The sequence below is a fragment of the Streptomyces sp. NRRL WC-3618 genome (assembly GCF_001280005.1).
In the GTDB taxonomy this organism is placed as follows: Bacteria; Actinomycetota; Actinomycetes; order Streptomycetales; family Streptomycetaceae; genus Streptomyces.
Window position 1 is genome coordinate 46,421 of record NZ_LGDW01000237.1, and the last position, 17,989, is coordinate 64,409.

General features: G+C 69.1%; 18 protein-coding genes. 12 read left to right on the top strand and 6 right to left on the bottom strand.

The features are described 5' to 3' along the window. Window positions 1–86 precede the first annotated feature (86 nt). Together ADL01_RS21250 and ADL01_RS21255 are read left to right on the top strand one after the other, a co-directional pair. Window positions 87–1,523 carry an MFS transporter gene (locus ADL01_RS21250; RefSeq protein ID WP_053743613.1) on the top strand — a complete coding sequence of 479 codons (1,437 nt, stop codon included), beginning with the start codon at window positions 87–89 and terminating at the stop codon, window positions 1,521–1,523. Between the two features lie 432 nt (window positions 1,524–1,955). Beyond that, on the top strand, window positions 1,956–2,162 hold the full coding sequence (locus ADL01_RS21255; RefSeq protein ID WP_053743614.1) for a hypothetical protein: 207 nt from the start codon (window positions 1,956–1,958) through the stop codon (window positions 2,160–2,162). A gap of 129 nt (window positions 2,163–2,291) precedes the next feature. Here ADL01_RS21255 and ADL01_RS21260 read toward each other — a convergent pair whose 3' ends face one another. After that, window positions 2,292–3,674: a glycine--tRNA ligase gene (locus tag ADL01_RS21260; protein WP_053743615.1), complete on the bottom strand. Its 1,383-nt coding sequence runs from the start codon at window positions 3,672–3,674 to the stop codon at window positions 2,292–2,294. A 208-nt stretch (window positions 3,675–3,882) separates the two neighbouring features. Between ADL01_RS21260 and ADL01_RS21265 the strand changes: the two genes are divergently transcribed. From ADL01_RS21265 to ADL01_RS21290, 6 genes are all read left to right on the top strand, one after another. Further along, window positions 3,883–4,848, top strand: a complete 966-nt coding sequence (locus ADL01_RS21265; protein ID WP_053743616.1) for a metal ABC transporter substrate-binding protein — start codon at window positions 3,883–3,885, stop codon at window positions 4,846–4,848. A 71-nt stretch (window positions 4,849–4,919) separates the two neighbouring features. Next, entirely contained in the window at window positions 4,920–5,687 is a 768-nt protein-coding gene (locus tag ADL01_RS21270) for a metal ABC transporter ATP-binding protein (protein ID WP_053743617.1), read from the top strand. After that, complete coding sequence (locus ADL01_RS21275; protein ID WP_053743618.1) at window positions 5,687–6,589, top strand: metal ABC transporter permease; 903 nt, start codon at window positions 5,687–5,689, stop codon at window positions 6,587–6,589. The genes ADL01_RS21270 and ADL01_RS21275 overlap by 1 nt, the downstream gene beginning before the upstream one ends. Window positions 6,590–6,647: 58 nt before the next feature. Continuing rightward, window positions 6,648–7,067 (top strand): Fur family transcriptional regulator, encoded by a 420-nt coding sequence (locus ADL01_RS21280; RefSeq protein WP_053743619.1) that lies wholly within the window; start codon window positions 6,648–6,650, stop codon window positions 7,065–7,067. Window positions 7,068–7,172: 105 nt separating this feature from the next. After that, entirely contained in the window at window positions 7,173–8,420 is a 1,248-nt protein-coding gene (locus tag ADL01_RS21285; RefSeq protein ID WP_053743620.1) for an MFS transporter, read from the top strand. Between the two features lie 337 nt (window positions 8,421–8,757). Further along, on the top strand, window positions 8,758–11,118 hold the full coding sequence (locus tag ADL01_RS21290; RefSeq protein ID WP_053743644.1) for a M4 family metallopeptidase: 2,361 nt from the start codon (window positions 8,758–8,760) through the stop codon (window positions 11,116–11,118). Window positions 11,119–11,197: 79 nt separating this feature from the next. On the opposite strand, the gene ADL01_RS21295 is transcribed toward ADL01_RS21290, so the two are convergent. Then, window positions 11,198–12,046 carry an isoprenyl transferase gene (locus ADL01_RS21295; protein WP_053743621.1) on the bottom strand — a complete coding sequence of 283 codons (849 nt, stop codon included), beginning with the start codon at window positions 12,044–12,046 and terminating at the stop codon, window positions 11,198–11,200. Between the two features lie 36 nt (window positions 12,047–12,082). Continuing rightward, entirely contained in the window at window positions 12,083–12,829 is a 747-nt protein-coding gene (gene recO / locus ADL01_RS21300) for a DNA repair protein RecO (protein WP_053743622.1), read from the bottom strand. A 111-nt stretch (window positions 12,830–12,940) separates the two neighbouring features. Between recO and ADL01_RS21305 the strand changes: the two genes are divergently transcribed. Together ADL01_RS21305 and ADL01_RS21310 are read left to right on the top strand one after the other, a co-directional pair. Then, on the top strand, window positions 12,941–13,231 hold the full coding sequence (locus ADL01_RS21305) for a ribbon-helix-helix protein, CopG family (RefSeq protein ID WP_053743623.1): 291 nt from the start codon (window positions 12,941–12,943) through the stop codon (window positions 13,229–13,231). Then, the gene (locus tag ADL01_RS21310; protein ID WP_078960671.1) at window positions 13,228–13,632 is read left to right on the top strand and encodes a PIN domain-containing protein; all 405 of its coding nucleotides are present in this window, start codon (window positions 13,228–13,230) and stop codon (window positions 13,630–13,632) included. Before ADL01_RS21305 ends, ADL01_RS21310 begins: the two co-directional genes overlap by 4 nt. Window positions 13,633–13,653: 21 nt before the next feature. Here ADL01_RS21310 and ADL01_RS21315 read toward each other — a convergent pair whose 3' ends face one another. Continuing rightward, the gene (locus ADL01_RS21315; protein ID WP_405767920.1) at window positions 13,654–13,842 is read right to left on the bottom strand and encodes a hypothetical protein; all 189 of its coding nucleotides are present in this window, start codon (window positions 13,840–13,842) and stop codon (window positions 13,654–13,656) included. A gap of 59 nt (window positions 13,843–13,901) precedes the next feature. Continuing rightward, window positions 13,902–14,129, bottom strand: a complete 228-nt coding sequence (locus ADL01_RS44820) for a hypothetical protein (protein WP_053743626.1) — start codon at window positions 14,127–14,129, stop codon at window positions 13,902–13,904. Window positions 14,130–14,249: 120 nt separating this feature from the next. On the opposite strand from ADL01_RS44820, the gene ADL01_RS21325 reads away from it, so the two are divergent. Together ADL01_RS21325 and ADL01_RS21330 are read left to right on the top strand one after the other, a co-directional pair. Then, on the top strand, window positions 14,250–15,086 hold the full coding sequence (locus ADL01_RS21325; RefSeq protein ID WP_053743627.1) for a helix-turn-helix domain-containing protein: 837 nt from the start codon (window positions 14,250–14,252) through the stop codon (window positions 15,084–15,086). Beyond that, the gene (locus tag ADL01_RS21330; RefSeq protein WP_053743628.1) at window positions 15,068–15,337 is read left to right on the top strand and encodes a DUF397 domain-containing protein; all 270 of its coding nucleotides are present in this window, start codon (window positions 15,068–15,070) and stop codon (window positions 15,335–15,337) included. Before ADL01_RS21325 ends, ADL01_RS21330 begins: the two co-directional genes overlap by 19 nt. A 24-nt stretch (window positions 15,338–15,361) precedes the next feature. On the opposite strand, the gene ADL01_RS21335 is transcribed toward ADL01_RS21330, so the two are convergent. After that, entirely contained in the window at window positions 15,362–17,632 is a 2,271-nt protein-coding gene (locus ADL01_RS21335) for a M4 family metallopeptidase (RefSeq protein WP_053743629.1), read from the bottom strand. Window positions 17,633–17,989: the final 357 nt, after the last annotated feature.

Consider the following 17,989-nt stretch of genomic DNA (forward strand, 5'->3'; position numbering starts at 1 on the left):
CCTACCGGACCCTGTTTCCAGGTACTTCCACTACCAGGATAAAGAGACTCTGGTACCCCCTTCAGGGGCGGCGGAAGCTGGTCGACGTGACCAACACAAGCACTCCGCCCACCGCCACCGTCCGCTCCCCCGCCGCCGGGCCACCCGTACTCGGCGGGCCCGGCCTGTTCACCGTGCTGCTCGGGGCGGCGCTCCCTCTCATCGACTTCTTCATCGTCAACGTCGCCCTGCCCACCATCGGCCGGGACCTGACGGCGAGCGAGGCCGTCCTCGAACTGGTGATCGCCGGGTACGGGGTCTCGTACGCCGTCCTGCTCGTCCTGGGCGGGCGGCTCGGCGACCTCTTCGGCCGGCGCCGGCTCTTCCTGGCCGGTCTGGCGGCCTTCGGTGTCACGTCGCTGGCCTGCGGTCTCGCGCCGACCGCCTGGACCCTGGTGGCGGCCCGGGTCGCGCAGGGCGCGGCCTCGGCGGCGATGCTGCCGCAGGTGCTCGCGACGATCCAGTCCGCGACGGCGGGCCCGCGCCGGGCGAGGGCGATGGGCCTGTACGGCGCGACGGCGGGCCTGTCGATGGTGGCGGGCCAGATCCTGGGCGGGGTACTGGTGGCCGCCGACATCGCGGGCACGGGCTGGCGCTCGGTGTTCCTGGTGAACGTACCCGTGGTGCTGCTCGGCCTGGTCCTCGCGGCCCGGACGGTTCCGGAGACCCGCTCGCAGCACCCCGAACCGGTGGACGTCCCCGGCACACTCCTCCTCGCGGTCTCGCTGATCACCCTGCTCGCGCCGCTCACCGAGGGCCGGGCGGCGGGCTGGCCGCTGTGGACGTGGCTGTCGCTGGCCGCGTTCCCGTTCGCGGCGGCGGCGTTCTGGGCGGTCGAGCGCGGCGCGGACCGCAGGGGCCGCACTCCCCTCGTACCGCCGACCCTCTTCGCGCTGACGTCTCTGCGGCGGGGCCTGGTGATGGTCATCCCGTTCTCGATCGGCTTCAGCGGGTTCATGTTCGTGATCGCGGTGGCACTGCAACGGGGTGCGGAACTGGGGCCGGTACAGGCGGGGTTGACGCTGGCGCCGATGGCGGTGGCGTTCTTCTGCGTCTCCCTCGCCGGGCCGCGCCTGGTGGCCCGCCACGGCACCCGGGTCGTCACGGCCGGCGGCGTGATCCAGGGGGTGGGCGTGACGCTCATCGCCCTCACGGTGTGGCGTTCCTGGCCCGGCCTGGGTCTGGTGGAGCTGCTGCCGGGAACGGCGGTCGCGGGCGTGGGCCAGGCCCTCCAACTGCCCGTCCTCTTCCGCGTGATCCTCTCGGAGATCGAGCCGGCGCGGGCGGGTGTGGGCAGCGGTGTCATGATCACCGCTCAGCAGTCGGCGCTGGCTCTGGGGGTGGCGACCCTGGGCACGCTGTTCCTGTCGCTGGCGCCGGGAATGGGGATGCGGGAGGCGTTGGTGACGACGTTGGGGGTGCAGGTGGGGGGTGTTGCGTTGACGACGCTGCTCAGTTTGCGGTTGCCGCGCGTGATCAGGTGAGCGGTGGCCTCCGGCCGGGGGTGCGCGGGCGGGTGCGGGTGCGTTGTGGGTTTTCGCGCAGTTCCCCGCGCCCCTGAAACGCCCCAGAGCTCGGGGCGGACGGATCGCTTGCGGGTGCGGGTGCGTTGTGGCTTGTCGCGCCGTTCCCCGCGCCCCTGCCGGGAGCGCCCCAGCGCTCGGGGCCTGGCGAATCGCTTGCGGGTGCCGGTGCGTTGTGGCTTGTCGCGCCGTTCCCCGCGGCCCTGCCGGGAGCGCCCCTGCGGGGCTTCTCCCGGCACTTGGGGTGCCGGTAAGAGCGCTGTCATCAGCGTTCTTACCGGAAAACCCCACTTGGGACGGACGCAGCCGCAACTCTTCACACAGTCGCCCCCTGTTGATGTTGCTCTTGCTGCACACTCCTTGCTGCACGCATCCCCTGGGCGCGGAGAGGTCATGTTGCAGATCAACACCAGCAAGGTGAGCCGCTGGGACCAGCACGGTCGCGAGCACGTGGTCCATGTCCAGCGCACCGGCGCGCACCGCGTCATGAGCTGCGACACCTGCGGTTGGCGCAAGAAGGTGCAGTTCCTGCCCTGGCTGAAGGCGGAGGAACACCTCGCCGAGGAACACCAGGCAACGGTGGACCCCAGTGCGGGATGAGAAAACCCCGGTTCCGTCACGGAACCAGGGCATTCCCGGGCTACTGTCGCGCCCCGTCAGGGGCGCGGGGAACCGCGCGACCAGCCCCCACCGGCCCGCAGTGAACGAACCGCGTGTCCAGCGGAGCGCCTAGCAGCCGACGAGCCGCTGCGCCAGGTACCCCTCGATCTGGTCCAGCGACACGCGCTCCTGCTTCATCGTGTCCCGCTCACGCACCGTCACCGCGTTGTCGTCCAGCGTGTCGAAGTCGACCGTCACGCAGAACGGCGTACCGATCTCGTCCTGGCGCCGGTAGCGGCGGCCGATCGCGCCCGCGTCGTCGAACTCGATGTTCCAGTTCTGACGCAGGGCCGTCGCCAGCCCCTTGGCCTTCGGGGACAGCTCGGGGTTGCGGGACAGCGGCAGGACGGCGACCTTGACCGGCGCCAGGCGCGGGTCGAGACGCAGCACCGTGCGCTTCTCCATCTTGCCCTTGGCGTTGGGCGCCTCGTCCTCGATGTACGCGTCGAGGAGGAACGCCAGCATCGCGCGGCCGACACCGGCGGCGGGCTCGATGACGTACGGCGTCCAGCGCTCGCCGGCCTCCTGGTCGAAGAAGGAGAGGTCCTGGCCGGAGGCCTTGGCGTGGGCGGAGAGGTCGTAGTCGGTACGGTTGGCGACGCCCTCCAGCTCACCCCACTCGTTGCCGCCGAACTGGAAGCGGTACTCGATGTCGGCGGTGCGCTTGGAGTAGTGGGAGAGCTTCTCCGCCGGGTGGTCGTACCAGCGCATGTTCTCCTCGCGGAGACCGAGGCCGGTGTACCAGTTCCAGCGCTCCGCCATCCAGTACTCCTGCCACTTCTCGTCCTCGCCCGGCTTGACGAAGAACTCCATCTCCATCTGCTCGAACTCACGGGTACGGAAGATGAAGTTGCCGGGCGTGATCTCGTTGCGGAACGACTTGCCCATCTGGGCGATGCCGAACGGCGGCTTGCGGCGCGAAGTCGTCTGCACCTGGGCGAAGTTGGTGAAGATGCCCTGGGCGGTCTCGGGGCGCAGGTAGGCGACCGAACCGGAGTCCTGGGTCGGGCCGAGGTGCGTCTGCAACAGACCGGAGAACTGCTTGGGCTCGGTGAACTGGCCCTTGTTGCCGCAGTTGGGGCAGTTGATGTCGGCAAGGCCATTGGCGGGCGTACGGCCGTGCTTGGCCTCGTACGCCTCCTCCAGGTGGTCGGCGCGGTAGCGCTTGTGACAGGAGGTGCACTCGGTGAGCGGGTCGGAGAAGGTCGCGACGTGGCCGGAGGCCACCCAGACCTCGGACGCCAGGATCACGGACGAGTCGATACCGACGACGTCCTCGCGCGACGTCACCATGTAGCGCCACCACTGACGCTTGAGGTTCTCCTTGAGCTCGACACCCAGCGGCCCGTAGTCCCAGGCGGCACGCTGACCGCCGTAGATCTCACTGCACGGGAATACGAAGCCACGGCGCTTGCTCAGGCTGACGATGGTGTCGATCTTGTCGGCGGCCACGGTGCTCTCTTCATTACGACGATTACGACGACGGGCGATGAAGCGGACGCGTTCCGGACGGGCGGACGCGGACGCGCTTCAGAGCGAATGACTCAGGTTACCGGCGGGGCATACCCCCCAATCAAATCGGTTCCGCTAGTGGACCGCGCACCTGCCCCAAAAGCCCGCTTGTTGACAATCGTTTCCAGAATCATTGAAAATGACTGTCATGAACGTACGACGACTCATATCGGGCACCGCGGTCGCGGCGGCCACCGCGCTCGGCCTCGGCACCCTGTCCGCCTGCTCCTCGGATTCGAGCGCCGCCGACGGGAGCAGCGGCAAGCTCGACGTCGTGGCGTCGTTCTATCCGATGCAGTACCTCGCGGAGCAGATAGGCGGCGGCCATGTCTCCGTCTCCACGCTGACCGAGCCCGGCCAGGAGCCGCACGACCTCGAGATCAGCGCCAAGCAGACCGTCGACCTGCAGAAGGCCGACGCGGTCCTGTACCTCAAGGGCCTCCAGCCCGCCGTCGACAAGGCGGTGGCGCAGTCCGAGGCGAAGACGAAGATCGACGCGGCGACCCTCACCACCTTCGAGAAGCACTCCGGCACCGGGCACAGCCACGAGGGCGAGGAAGCGCCCTCCGGGGAATCCGACGAGGAGTCCTCTGGCCTCGACCCGCACGTCTGGCTCGACCCGGTGAGGTACGCCGAGATCGCCGACGGTGTGAGCGCCGCCTTCCAGAAGGCCGATCCGGCCAACGCGGCGGAATACAAGAAGAACGCGGGGGCGTTGACCGCGAAGCTGAACTCGCTCAACACCTCGTTCGAGGACGGCCTGAAGAACACCGCGACCAAGGTCTTCTTCACCAACCACGCGGCCTTCGGCTACCTCGCCGAGCGCTACGGCCTGACCCAGGAGGCCATCACCGGTGTCGACCCGGAGAGCGAGCCGAGCGCCGCGCGGATGAAGCAGCTCCAGCAGGAGGCGAAGGCGGACGGAGTGACCACCGTCTTCTACGAGACACTGGTCTCCGACAAGACCGCCAAGACCCTCGCCGAGGACGCGCACCTCAGGACGGACGTCCTCGACCCGCTCGAGGGCATCACCAAGAAGTCCCGGGGCACCGACTACCTCACGGTCATGGAAGCCAACCTCAAGGCGCTGCGGACGGCTCTGGGCGCCAAGTGAGCGGTGACCAGCGGTAGATGAGCCGTGGCTGAGCGGCAACAGACTTAATGATCGTTACGGAGGATGCAGGCATGGGCGAGCCCGTCATTTCGCTGCGCGGCGTACGTGCCGAGCTGGGCTCGCGCCCGGTCCTGCGGGGCATCGACCTCGCCGTGGGCCGCGGTGAGGTCGTCGCGCTGCTCGGCGCCAACGGCTCGGGCAAGTCGACCGCGATCCGTACGGTCATCGGCCAGGTACCGGTCAGCGCGGGCGAGATCGAGCTGTTCGGCGTCCCCCGGCGCCGCTTCAACGACTGGCGGCGCGTGGGCTACGTACCGCAGCGCACGACCGCGGCCGGTGGCGTACCGGCGACGATCACCGAGATCGTCGCGTCGGGCCGCCTTTCCCGCGCCCGCTTCGGCGTGCTGCGCAAGGCCGACCACGAGGCCGTACGGCGGGCCATCGGCCTCGTGGGTCTCGCGGACCGCGCGAAGGACTCGGTGAACGCGCTGTCGGGCGGCCAGCACCAGCGCGTACTGATCGCCCGTGCCCTCGCCGCCGAACCCGAGCTGCTGATCATGGACGAGCCGATGGCGGGCGTCGACCTGGCGAGCCAGGAGGTGCTGGCGCGGACCCTGCGGGAGCAGGTCGCGGCCGGCGTGACGGTCCTGCTCGTGCTGCACGAACTCGGGCCGCTGGAACCGCTGATCGACCGGGCGGTGGTGCTCCGCGACGGATGCGTCACGCACGACGGGCCGCCCCCGCAGGCGGTCGGACAGCATGCCCTGCCCGGCCACGACCACGTACACCCGCACGCGGCCCACGACGCCGAACCGATCCGGACGGGACTGCTGAGCTGATGGACATCCTCGACTACGCCTTCATGCAGCGGGCCCTGCTGGCCGCCGTGCTCGTCGGCATCACGGCCCCCGCGATCGGCATCTACCTGGTCCAGCGGCGCCAGGCGCTGATGGGCGACGGTATCGGCCATGTCGCGATGACCGGGGTCGGCCTCGGCTTCCTGCTGAACACCTCACCGGTGTGGATGGCGACGGGCGTCTCCGTCGTCGGCGCGGTGATGATGGAACTCATCCGCTGGTACGGGAAGACGCGCGGCGACATCGCCCTCGCGATGCTCTTCTACGGCGGTATGGCCGGCGGCGTGATGTTCATCAACCTCGCGCCGACGGGCTCGAACGCCAACCTGACCTCGTATCTCTTCGGCTCGCTCTCGACGGTGAGCGAATCCGACGTGACGGCGATCTGCCTGCTCGCGGCCTTCGTGGTGCTGGTGACCGTCGGTCTGCGCCGGCAGCTCTTCGCGGTCAGCCAGGACGAGGAGTTCGCCCGGGTGACGGGCCTGCCGGTCCGGGCCCTCAACCTGCTCACGGCGGTCACGGCGGCGGTCACGGTGACCGTCGCGATGCGCGTCGTGGGGTTGCTGCTGGTCAGCGCCCTGATGGTGGTGCCCGTCGCCGCCGCCCAGCAGCTCAGCCGGAGCTTCACGGCGACGTTCGCCATCGCGGTGGCGATCGGGGTGTCCGTGACCATCGGCGGAACGGCGACCTCGTACTACCAGGACGTGCCGCCCGGTGCGACGATCGTGCTGCTGACCATCGGCGCGTTCATCGCCCTGACCGCGCTGGCGACGCCACTGGCCCGTCGCCGGGCCCGTGCCGCGTCCGCCGCGCAGACGGTCGGGGACCCCGCGGAGTGTGTGATTCCGGCCAGCAGAGAGGCCGCCGGCAAGGCGGGCGTCTGACCGTGCCCGGTCCGGGCTGGCACAATGGCCCGGCAAGCGCAGACGTGAGGAGACAACGGTGACGACGGCCGGCCCGCCCGTCAAGGGACGATCCACCCGCCAGCGCGCCGCTGTAGCGGCGGCGCTGGACCAGGTCGACGAGTTCCGCAGTGCCCAGGAACTCCACGACATGCTCAAGCACAAGGGCGACTCGGTGGGGCTGACCACCGTCTACCGCACGTTGCAGTCCCTGGCGGACGCGGGTGAGGTGGATGTCCTGCGGACGTCGGACGGGGAGTCGGTGTACCGGCGCTGTTCGACCGGTGACCATCACCATCACCTTGTGTGCCGGGTGTGCGGCAAGGCCGTGGAGGTGGAGGGGCCTGCCGTGGAGACGTGGGCGGAGGCTATCGCCTCGGAGCACGGGTTTGTGAACGTGGCTCATACGGTGGAGATCTTCGGTACCTGTGCGGAGTGCTCTGCGGTTGGGCGGGAGTAGGGTCCGCTCGGTTCGTTGTTGGCTGCGGGTGCGTTGTGGCTTGTCGCGCAGTTCCCCGCGCCCCTGAGGGGGCGCGCTGTTGCACCCGTCCGATAGCTTCTCGCCGTGGGTCATGTCGGGGAAACAGAAGATCGGCTGAGCGGTGCCTCCCTCGGGACGCCGTTTCGGTGGTTGTGGGGGGCCTATGCCTCCAGTCTTGCCGGGACCTGGCTGGCGTTTGACTCGTTTCCGTTGATCGCTGTGCTCGTGCTGCATGTGGGGCCTGCCCAGGTGTCGTTGCTGGCCGCTGCCGGGCTGGCTGTGGGGGCCGTGGTGGCGGTGCCGCTCGGGCCGTGGGTGGAGTTCCGGCGTAAGCGGCCGGTGATGGTCGCGATGGATCTCGTGCGGTGCGGGGCGCTGCTCAGCGTTCCCGCCGCCTACGCGCTCGGCGCGCTCTCCTTCGGGCAGCTCGTGGTGGTGGCGATCGTGGTCGCCGCCGCCGACATCACCTTCACCTCGGCCAGCGGGTCGTATCTCAAGCAGTTGCTCCCGCCCTCTCAACTCCTGGTCGCCAACGGGCGGTTCGAGTCCACGATGTGGACGGCGAGCGTGCTCGGGCCACCGCTGGGCGGGGCTGCCGTCGGGCTGCTGGGACCGGTGACCACGGTGGTCGCGAACGCGGTGAGCTTTCTGCTGTCGGCGGCCGGAATCCGGGCGATCGGCGGACACCGCGAGGCTCTTCCCGTACGGGCCGAGGCGCCGGTCGGCGGGGTGCGTGCGCGCGCCGGTGACCTGGTCGGCGGGTGGCGGTTCATCCTGGGCGATCCGGTGCTGCGGCCCCTGTTCCTCAACACCGTGCTGGTCAGCGGGCTGATCATGGCGACGGCTCCGCTGGTCGCCGTCCTCATGCTCGGGCGCTTCGGGTTCGCGCCCTGGCAGTACGCCCTCGCGTTCGCGGTGCCCTGCGTCGGCGGTCTCGTCGGTTCGCGGCTGTCCCGGCCGCTGGTGGCGCGGTACGGGCAGCGCAGGATCATGCGCACCGTGGGGACGCTGCGGGTGTGCTGGCCGATCGGGATGGTGTTCCTGCACGGCGGCACGACGGGGCTGGTCCTCGTGATGGTCGTGCAGTTCGGGCTGATCTTGAGTATGGGGGTGTTCAACCCGGTGTACGCCACCTACCGGCTCCAGCACACTCCGGCGGACCGGGTCGCCCGTACGCTCTCCGCCTGGTCGGTGTCCAGCAAGCTGACCGTCGCGGCGCTGACCGCGCTGTGGGGGCTGCTGGCGGCGCTCACCACGCCCCTGACCGCCGTCGGGGCCGCGGGCGTCCTGATCCTCGCGACTCCGCTCCTGCTGCCCCGCGACGGGGACTGAGAACTACCGAGAAGTACGGACGACGAGTGCTGATGCTTACTGGCGAGTAAGGGATAACCCTCGACCTCCCCGGTTTTGGCTGACATGCACTCCTCAGGCTGGCACTCTTCGGGCAGCCACCCCCCACGTCTCATGCACATCCCGCACGGCTCAGCTCATCCCGGGCAGCACACCCGTGTCCGCCCGGTTCTGTTTCCGGCCAGTGAAGTCACGGCCGTCGCAGGAGGAGTCACGAGTGAGACGAAAGTCCAGCACGTCCGAAGGATCCAGCACCTCCCACAGATCCGGCACCCCCCTCAGATCCGCCCGTTCCCGCAGGGCCACCGCCGCCGGCGCCCTGCTCGCCAGTGCGACCCTGCTGGCCGTCGGCGTGCAGACGGTTCCGGCCGCCGCCAAGCCCGCGCCCCCGGCCCCCAGCCCGCTGCGCGCCGGCGCCGTCCAGATGAAGCTCACCCCGGCCCAGCGCACGGCGCTGATCAGGAGCGCGGCGCAGCGCACCACGCGGACCGCCGGCACCCTGGGTCTCGGGGCCCAGGAGAAGCTGGTCGTCAAGGACGTCAGCAAGGACGCCGACGGCACCCTCCACACCCGCTACGAGCGCACGTACGCCGGTCTGCCCGTCCTCGGCGGCGACCTCGTCGTGCACACACCGCCCGCGTCCAGGGCGTCTGCCACGGTGAGCAGCACCTTCAACACGCGGCGGGCGATATCGGTCGCGTCCACCACCCCCACGTTCGCCAAGTCGGCGGCCGAGTCGAAGGCGCTCGGCGCGGCCAGGGCGCTGCACGCGGAGAGGGCCACCACCGACAGCGCGCCCCGCAAGGTGATCTGGGCCGGGAACGGTACGCCGAAGCTGGCCTGGGAGACGGTGATCGGCGGTCTCCAGGACGACGGCACGCCCAGCAGGCTGCACGTCGTCACGGATGCCCAGACCGGTGCCGAGCTCTACCGGTTCCAGGACATCAAGACCGGCACCGGCAACAGCCAGTACAGCGGCACGGTCACCATCGGGACCACGCTGTCCGGTTTGACGTACCAGCTGAACGACACCGCACGCGGCACCCACAAGACGTACAGCCTGAACAACGGCACCTCGGGCACCGGCACCCTGATGACGGACGCCGACGACACCTGGGGCACCGGCGCCGGGTCCAACACGCAGACCGCCGGGGTCGACGCGCAATACGGCGCCCAGGTGACGTGGGACTTCTACAAGAACACGTTCGGGCGCAGCGGCATCAAGAACAACGGGGTGGCCGCCTACTCGCGCGTGCACTACAGCACGGCGTACGTGAACGCGTTCTGGGACGACGACTGCTTCTGCATGACGTACGGCGACGGCACGAGCAGCACCCACGCGCTCACCTCGCTGGACGTGGCCGGGCACGAGATGACGCACGGCGTCACGTCCAACACGGCGGGCCTCAACTACTCGGACGAGTCAGGCGGGTTGAACGAGGCGACCTCCGACATCTTCGGTACCGGGGTCGAGTTCTACGCGAACAACCCCACCGACGTCGGTGACTACCTCATCGGCGAGAAGATCAATATCAACGGCGACGGCACGCCGCTGCGTTACATGGACAAGCCGAGCAAGGACGGCTCGTCCAAGGACAGTTGGTACTCCGGCCTCGGGTCGCTCGACGTGCACTACTCCTCCGGCCCGGCGAACCACATGTTCTACCTGCTGAGCGAGGGCAGCGGCGCCAAGACCATCAACGGCGTCAGCTACAACAGCCCGACCTCCGACGGTGTCGCCGTCGCGGGCATCGGCCGGGCCGCCGCGCTGCAGATCTGGTACAAGGCGCTGACGACGTACATGACGTCCAGCACCACGTACGCCCAGGCCCGTACCGCCGCGCTGAACGCCGCCGCGGCACTCTACGGCAGCAACTCCACCCAGTACGCGGGGGTGGGCAACGCCTTCGCGGGCATCAACGTCGGCCCCCACATCACCGTCCCGTCCACGGGCGTGTCGGTCACCAACCCCGGCAGCCAGTCGTCGACGGTCGGTACGGCGGTGAGCCTGGCGGTCGCGGCCTCCAGCACCAACGGCGGCTCGCTGACCTACGCGGCGACCGGTCTGCCGACGGGCCTCGCGATCAGCGGCTCGACGGGAGTCATCACCGGCACCCCGACCACCGCGGGCACCTACAGCTCCACGGTCACGGTGACCGACAGCACGGGCGCCACCGGTACGGCGTCCTTCACCTGGACGGTCAGCGCGAGCGGCGGCGGCTCCTGCACCTCGGCGCAACTGCTGGGCAACCCGAGCTTCGAGTCGGGCAACGCGACCTGGACGGCCTCCAGCGGCGTCATCACCAACACCGGTAGCCAGGCGGCCCGTTCCGGCTCCTACAAGGCCTGGCTGGACGGCTACGGCTCCACGCACTCCGACTCGCTGTCCCAGTCGGTGACGATTCCGAGCGGCTGCACGGGCGCGAAGCTCACGTTCTACATCCACATCGACACGGCGGAGACCTCCACCAGCACGCAGTACGACAAGCTGACGGTCACGGCCGGTTCGACCACCCTGGCCACCTACTCCAACCTGAACGCGGCAAGCGGCTACGTCGCGAAGTCGCTGAGCCTGTCGGCCTACGCCGGCACAACGGTCGCCCTGAAGTTCACGGGCACCGAGGACTCGTCGCTCCAGACGAGCTTCGTGATCGACGACACGGCGGTCACGACCAACTGAGCCACCCCCCACGGGTAACGACAGCGGCACCCGGCGCCGAACGCGCCGGGTGCCGCTGCCCTGGGTCGCCCGGAAGCCGTCAGGCTTCCGGGTTGCCCTTCATGTCCCGCTGCATTTCCAGGAGTTGCTCATTCGGTACCGCTCCGCCGAACCGCCGGTCACGGGAGGCGAATTCGACGCAGGCGCGCCACAGATCACGCCGGTCGAAGTCGGGCCACAGCACGTCCTGGAACACCATTTCGGCGTAACTCGACTGCCAGATCAGGTAGTTGGAAGTGCGCTGTTCTCCACTGGGGCGGAGGAAAAGGTCGACGTCCGGCATGTCCGGGTAGTAGAGGTACTTCTGAATGGTCTTCTCGGAGACCTTGTCGGGGTCGAGCTTGCCGAGGGCGACATCCCGCGCCATCGCCTTTGCCGCGTCCGCGAGTTCGGCACGACCGCCGTAATTGACGCAGAAGTAGAGCGTCATGGCGTCGTTGTTCTTGGTCTGCTCCTGGGCGACCTGGAGTTCCTGTACGACGGACTTCCACATCTTGGGCATACGCCCGACCCACCGAATCCGGATACCGAGTTCGTTCATCTCGTCGCGCCGGCGCCGGATGACATCACGGTTGAAGTTCATGAGGAAGCGGACCTCTTCCGGTGACCGCTTCCAGTTCTCGGTGGAGAAGGCGTAGAGGGAGAGATTCTTGACGCCGAGTTCCAGGCATCCCTTGAGGACATCGAGGACGACGCCCTCGCCGACCTTGTGCCCCTCCGTACGCGGCAGCCCGCGCTCCTTGGCCCACCGCCCGTTGCCGTCCATGACACACGCCACATGGTTCGGTACGAGCTCGCCGGGGAGCTTCGGCGCGGTGGCGCCGGAGGGGTGCGGCTCCGGCGTCTTGTACTCGCGGCGCTGGCGCCCCAGGATCCCGCGTACGGCCATGAGTCTCTCGTCTCTTTCCTCGACGTTCTGTGTTCTCTACTTCTCCACGTAGCGCAGGGAGCGCAGCCCGCGCTCCAGGTGCCAGTGCAGATAGGCGGACACCAGTCCGCTGCCCTCTCTGACGTGCCGCGGCTCACACGCGTCCGCGGTCGCCCAGTCGCCCGTCAGCAGCGCGGCGAGCAGTTCGAGGGCCTGGGGAGAGGGTACGACGCTCCCGGCCACCCGGCAGTCGCCGCAGACGGAGCCCCCGGCGGCCACCGAGAAGAAGCGGTTCGGTCCGGCCATGCCGCACCGCGCGCAGTCGCCGAAGGAGGGCGCGTACCCGTTGACGGCGAGGGAGCGCAGGAGGAACGCGTCGAGGATGAGGTGGGGCTCGTGCTCGGCGCGGGCGAGGGTGCGCAGGCCGCCGACGAGCAGCAGGTACTGCTGTACGGCGGGCTCACCCTCGTGGTCGGTGAACCGCTCCGCCGTCTCCAGCATGGCCGTCCCGGCGGTGTACCGGGCGTAGTCGGTGACGATCGCACCACCGTACGGAGCGATGGTCTCGCTCTGCGTGCACAGCGGCAGCCCGCGCCCGACCAGCTCGCTCCCCCGCGAGAAGAACTGCACGTCGACATGGGAGAACGGTTCGAGCCGGGCGCCGAACTTGGACTTGGTCCGCCGGACCCCCCGGGCGACAGCCCGTACGCGCCCGTGACCGCGCGTGAGCAGCGTGATGATCCGGTCGGCCTCACCCAGCTTCTGGGTACGCAGCACGACACCGTCGTCACGGAACAGGCTCATGGGGTCATTGTCGCGTACGGAAGGGCAGCCTCGGACGGGGCCGTACTTCTTAGCGGTGAACAGGGCGGCTTCCGCTGGCGCTACACCTCGACGGCCAGTAAGACTTTCGGTATGAGCCTTGAGCGCGTCACCATCACGATCCCCAGCGAGACACTCGAAGCCGTCAGATCGGCCGCCGAGCGCGAGGGGCTGAGCGTCTCCGCCTGGTTGTCTCGCGCAGCCGAACACGCGGCCAAGATCGAGGCGGGTCTCGCGGCGGCGGAGGAGGCGATGGCCCACCTCCCTCCGCCGACGCCCGAGGAGCAGGCGTGGGTGGATGCCGTCATGGAGGACGCCACCCGCCCCGCCTACTCGGACGAGTACTCGTCCCACTCGGACGACCGTGCGCGAGGTGCCGCATGAGCACTTTGCGGCCCTTCGTGTACGACGCCGGTGCGCTGATCGCCGCCGAGCGGGATCAAGTCGCCTTCTGGCGAGCCCACCGGTCGTACCTGACCGCCGGCGGCGTACCCCTGGTGCCCGCGCCGGTCGTCTCCCAGGCCTGGCGCGACGGCGCCCGCCAGGCGCAACTGGCACGACTTCTCCACGGTTGCCGCGTACCGCCGCTGGATCACACCCTCGCCATGAGTGTCGGCGAACTGTTGGGCAAGGCCCGCACCTCAGACCCCGCGGACGGCACCGTCGCGCTGATCGCCGCGCGCCTCGGCGCCAGCGTGTTCACGTCGGATCCCGGCGACATCCAGCACCTCGTCGACCACCTGGGCCCAGCCGGCAAGCGCGTCAAGGTCACACCCCTACGCTGACCCCCACCCCAGCCAAGCCGATCAGGGAACCTCACCGCGGCTGCGTGCGTTCGCGTACGCCGTGGCCGCGCTGAGGCGTTCCGCCGGGGTGGCGGGCCTCAGGCCGTCCGGGGCCGCGTCCCACTCCCGGCCGCCGCCGTACGATCTGAGCTGGACGTAGGGCCCCTCGTGCCCCATGACGATGCCGACCTTCCCGGTGCGGGCGTCCATGACGTACGCCCCGACCTCCGGTCGCCCCGGCCTTGCCGACTTCGCCGGCCGCACGTCGTTCATCGCAGCGCCGCCAGGATCAGGGCCGCCGTCTCGACGTTGCAGCGCCCCAATTCGATGAGCGGACTGGGCGCCTCCCGGGCGACACTCGCCGCGTCCAACCGGAGCGTCGGCAAGGTAATCCCGGCGTTTTTCAACGCCGTCCGCAATTCCTTCACAATTTCCTCCGCTTCCTCGACGCGGTCCGCCGAGCGTGCCGTCTGTCGTGCCGCCTGCCGTGCAGTCACCGTGCTCCCCTGACTAATCGAGTTTCACTCTTCGCACTTCCACGATGACGCGTTGTGCCTACACTCGGAAGGCTCTGGACGCAGCAACGACGGTGCAGTTGAAGGAGGTTCGACTCGGCTATGGCCAATGGTTCACAGCGGCAGGCGGCTTGGGAGTTCTTCGGAGCGGAGTTGAAGCGACGGAGGGAGGAAGCCGGATTAACTCAGGTGGAGTTGGGGGCGATGGTCTTCATCTCAGGGGGCTACATCGGGCAGTTCGAGCAGGCGATTCGAAGGCCACAGTTGGATGTGGCGATGCGGATTGACGACGTCCTACAAACCGCTGGTTTTTTCGAACGAACCTGGCGCAAGCTCATCGACGACAAGCGGTACGCGGATTACTTCGCAGCGGTGGTGGAGCTTGAGCGGACGGCGACAAAGATCTGCGAGTTCGCACCCACGCTCGTACCCGGCCTGATGCAGACCGCCTCGTACACACGGTCGGTGACGTTGGCGAGCAACCCGTTCGCCACCGACGAGCACATCGAGGAGAAGATCACCGCCCGCATCGAGCGGGCGCGCATCCTGCACGACGCTACACGGCCCGAGTATTGGGCAATCCTGCACGAGCACGTGCTGCGTATTCCGGTCGGCAGCGCGGCCGAGATGGCCGAGCAACTGGAGCACATCCTGGAGCTGGTGCGGCAGCGGAAGGTGCTGGTACAGGTCCTGCCGACCTCTGTCGGGGCATACCCCCTCATGGGCCGAATGGTCAGACTCTTCGAGTTCGAGGACGCACCGCCAACCGCCTATACAGAGGCCGTGTATTCGGGCAACCTGCTGGACGATCCGGCCCTGGTTAAGCGTGTGCAGGGGGCATACGATCTGCTCAGGGCCGCCGCACTGCCGCCGGAGGCGTCCCTCGCCCTGATCGAGTCGGCGGCGGAGGACCACAGACGATGCGCGCGTACGACCTGAGCACTGCCAAGTGGCGCAAAAGCACTTACAGCGACGACAACGGCGGCGACTGCGTCGAGGTAGCGCACGACTTCATCGGCGCCGCCCGCTGGCGTAAGAGCAGCTACAGCGACGGCAACGGCGGAAACTGCGTCGAAGTAGCCGACGGAGTCCCCGGCATCGTGCCCGTCCGGGACAGCAAGGTCTCGGACGGGCCCGTACTGCTCGTTGGTGCGCCTGCCTGGGCGGAGTTCATCGGCGCCGTCGTCTGAGACGGCGCCGACGCACTCCCGCCGTCAGGGAGTGAGCTGCCAGCGCTGGATGTACCCGACGTCGATCGACGCGTGGTCCTGCACGCGGAGCTTCCACGTGCCGGTGAGAGGCTGGGCCGAGGCGTCGATCGTGAAGGTCTCGTCGACGTTGTCGGCGGAGCCGCCGCTCTGGTCGAGGAGCGAGTACACGGTGCCGTTGGGGCCGACCAGGTCGACGGTCAGGTCACCGCGGTAGGTGTGGACGATGTTGACGTAGACCGAGGTGGTCGCGGAGGCGTTGCCGTCGCGGCCCTCGATGGTGATCGGGGACTCCACGGCACCGGCGTTGTCGGGAATGTCGACGCGGGTGGAGCTGCCGTAGATGTACGCGATCCGCCAGGTGAACGTGTCCGTGACGGACGCGCCCGTGTCGTCGGTGACCTTGACGGCGACGTCACTGGTGCCGACGGTGGCCGGTGTCCCGGAGATCAGGCCGCTCGGGCTGAGGGTCAGACCGTCGGGCAGGCCGGTGGCCTCGTAGGTCAGTCCCGCGCCGGAGTTGGTGGTGTAGGCGTCCACCTGGAGGCTGACCGCCTGGCCGATGCCGCTGGTCTGGTCGGCGACCGGGGCGACGTTGACGCCGAGGGCTATCCGGTTGCCGACGTTGATGCCGGCCCAGGCGTTGGCGACGGCGAGGTAGGTGGGGCTGTAGGCGCCGAACAGGTCACCCGCCGCCTGGAGGGTGGCGGTGCGGGCGCCCGCGTAGTCGGTCGACGAGGTCATGTACGTCGTCAGCGCCCGGTACCAGACGGCGGCGGCATTGTCGATGCCGATGCCGGTGACGGCCTGACCGTCGGAGGTCGGGCTGTCGTAGGCGACGCCGTTGACGGTCTTGGCGCCGCTGCCCTCGGAGAGCAGATAGAAGAAGTGGTTCGCGGGCCCCGAGGAGTAGTGGACGTCGAGGTTGCCCAGGGACGGGCTCCAACTGTCCGCGGAGGCGCCGTCCTTGGAGGGCTTGTCCATGTAACGCAGCGGAGTGCCGTTGCCGTTGATGTCGATCTTCTCGCCGACGAGGTAGTCACCGGGGTCGGCGGCGAGGTTCGAGTGAAACTCGACGGCCGCGGCGAAGATGTCGGACGTCGCCTCGTTGAGACCGCCGGACTCGCCCGCGTAGTCCAGGTTGGCGGTGGCGGCGGTGACACCGTGGCTCATCTCGTGGGCGGCCACGTCGAGGGAGGTCAGCGGGTGCGTGTTGCCCGAGCCGTCGCCGTAGGTCATGCAGAAGCAGCTGTCCTGCCAGAAGGCGTTGACGTAGCTGCTGCCGTAGTGGGCCCGGCTGTAGGCGGCGACACCGTCGTTGCGGATGCCGTTGCGGCCGAAAACGTCCTTGTAGTAGTCCCAGGTGGCGGCGGCACCGAATGCCACGTCAACGCCCGCGGTCTGGCGGTTCGACGGCAGACCGTTGCCCCAGACATCGTTGTCGTCCGTGAAGAGGGTGCCGGTGCCGGTGGTGCCCTGGTTCAGGTCGTACGTCTTGTGCCCGGCGCGGGCACCGTCGGTGAGCTGGTACGTCGATCCCGAGAGGGTACTGCCGAGGGGAACCGTGCCGACATACTGGCCGGTGCCTTCGCCGGTGTGCACCTTCTCGGCGGCGAGGAGCTGCTTGCCCGTGCTCGCGTCGGTGACCACCTGGAGCTCGCTGGGCGTGCCGTCCGGCTGGACGCCCTTGACCACCGTCTCCCAGGCCAGGACCGGCTTGGTCGCGCCGGCCCAGACGACGAGACGGGGCGCGCGCCCGGTCTCGGTGCCGGTGACGTCGGCGCCCTTCGCGGCGGCGAGTGCCTTGCCGGTGGCGTTGGCCACGGAGAGCTTCGGGGTGAGGGTCGGCAGCGTGAGAGTCGCCCCGCTCGCCTTGGAAACGGTGGTGCGGTTGCTCTTGACGTGCACGACCAGGTCGCCGCCGAGGACGGGCAGTCCGGCGTAAGTGCGCTCGTAGCGGGTGTGGGTGGTGCCGTCGGCGTCCTGGATGACGTCCTTGACGACGAGCTTCTCCCGCTCGCCGAGGGCGAGTTGACGGGCCGTGGCGCCGGAGGCGGTCTGCGCGCTCTTGATCAGCGAGGCGCGACGGGCCGCCGACAGAGGCGCTGCGGCGGCTCCCGCGCGAGGCACCGCGGTGATCTTGGCCGGTGCCGGGTCGGCCGGGGCCGCGGTCGCGGTGCCGCCGGGAGCCCCCAGGGCGAGCAGGGTGCCGATGGTCGTCAGCGCGAGGGCGGTGGAGCGTCTGTTCCGGAGGGTGGGGCGGTGTCGCCGGGGCAACGGGTTCTCCTTCTGTGCGACGGTCGGCCCGTGGCGAGGGCCGACAGGGGGGCGGACCGACGGGATGGGCCGGTCCGGAGCGCTGCACGGCAGGCGGGTGAAAGGAGGTGGGGGTGAGTGGGGGGTGAGTGGGGGATGCGCCGCATGATGCGGGGCGTGAAGAAATGGTGAACTTCGGCAGCAGCGTGGCACTGCGTGCCTCGCCTTGTCATGGGAATGCCAAGACAACGGCTTGAAATGACCATGCCCAGCTGGGGTTCCGTCCGGCTGGCGGCGCTTTTTCGGCCACGAGGGCCCTCCTCTCCGAAAAGGTGAAAGCGGGCAGGATCGCGGCGGTTGGCACGAGATCGACATCTG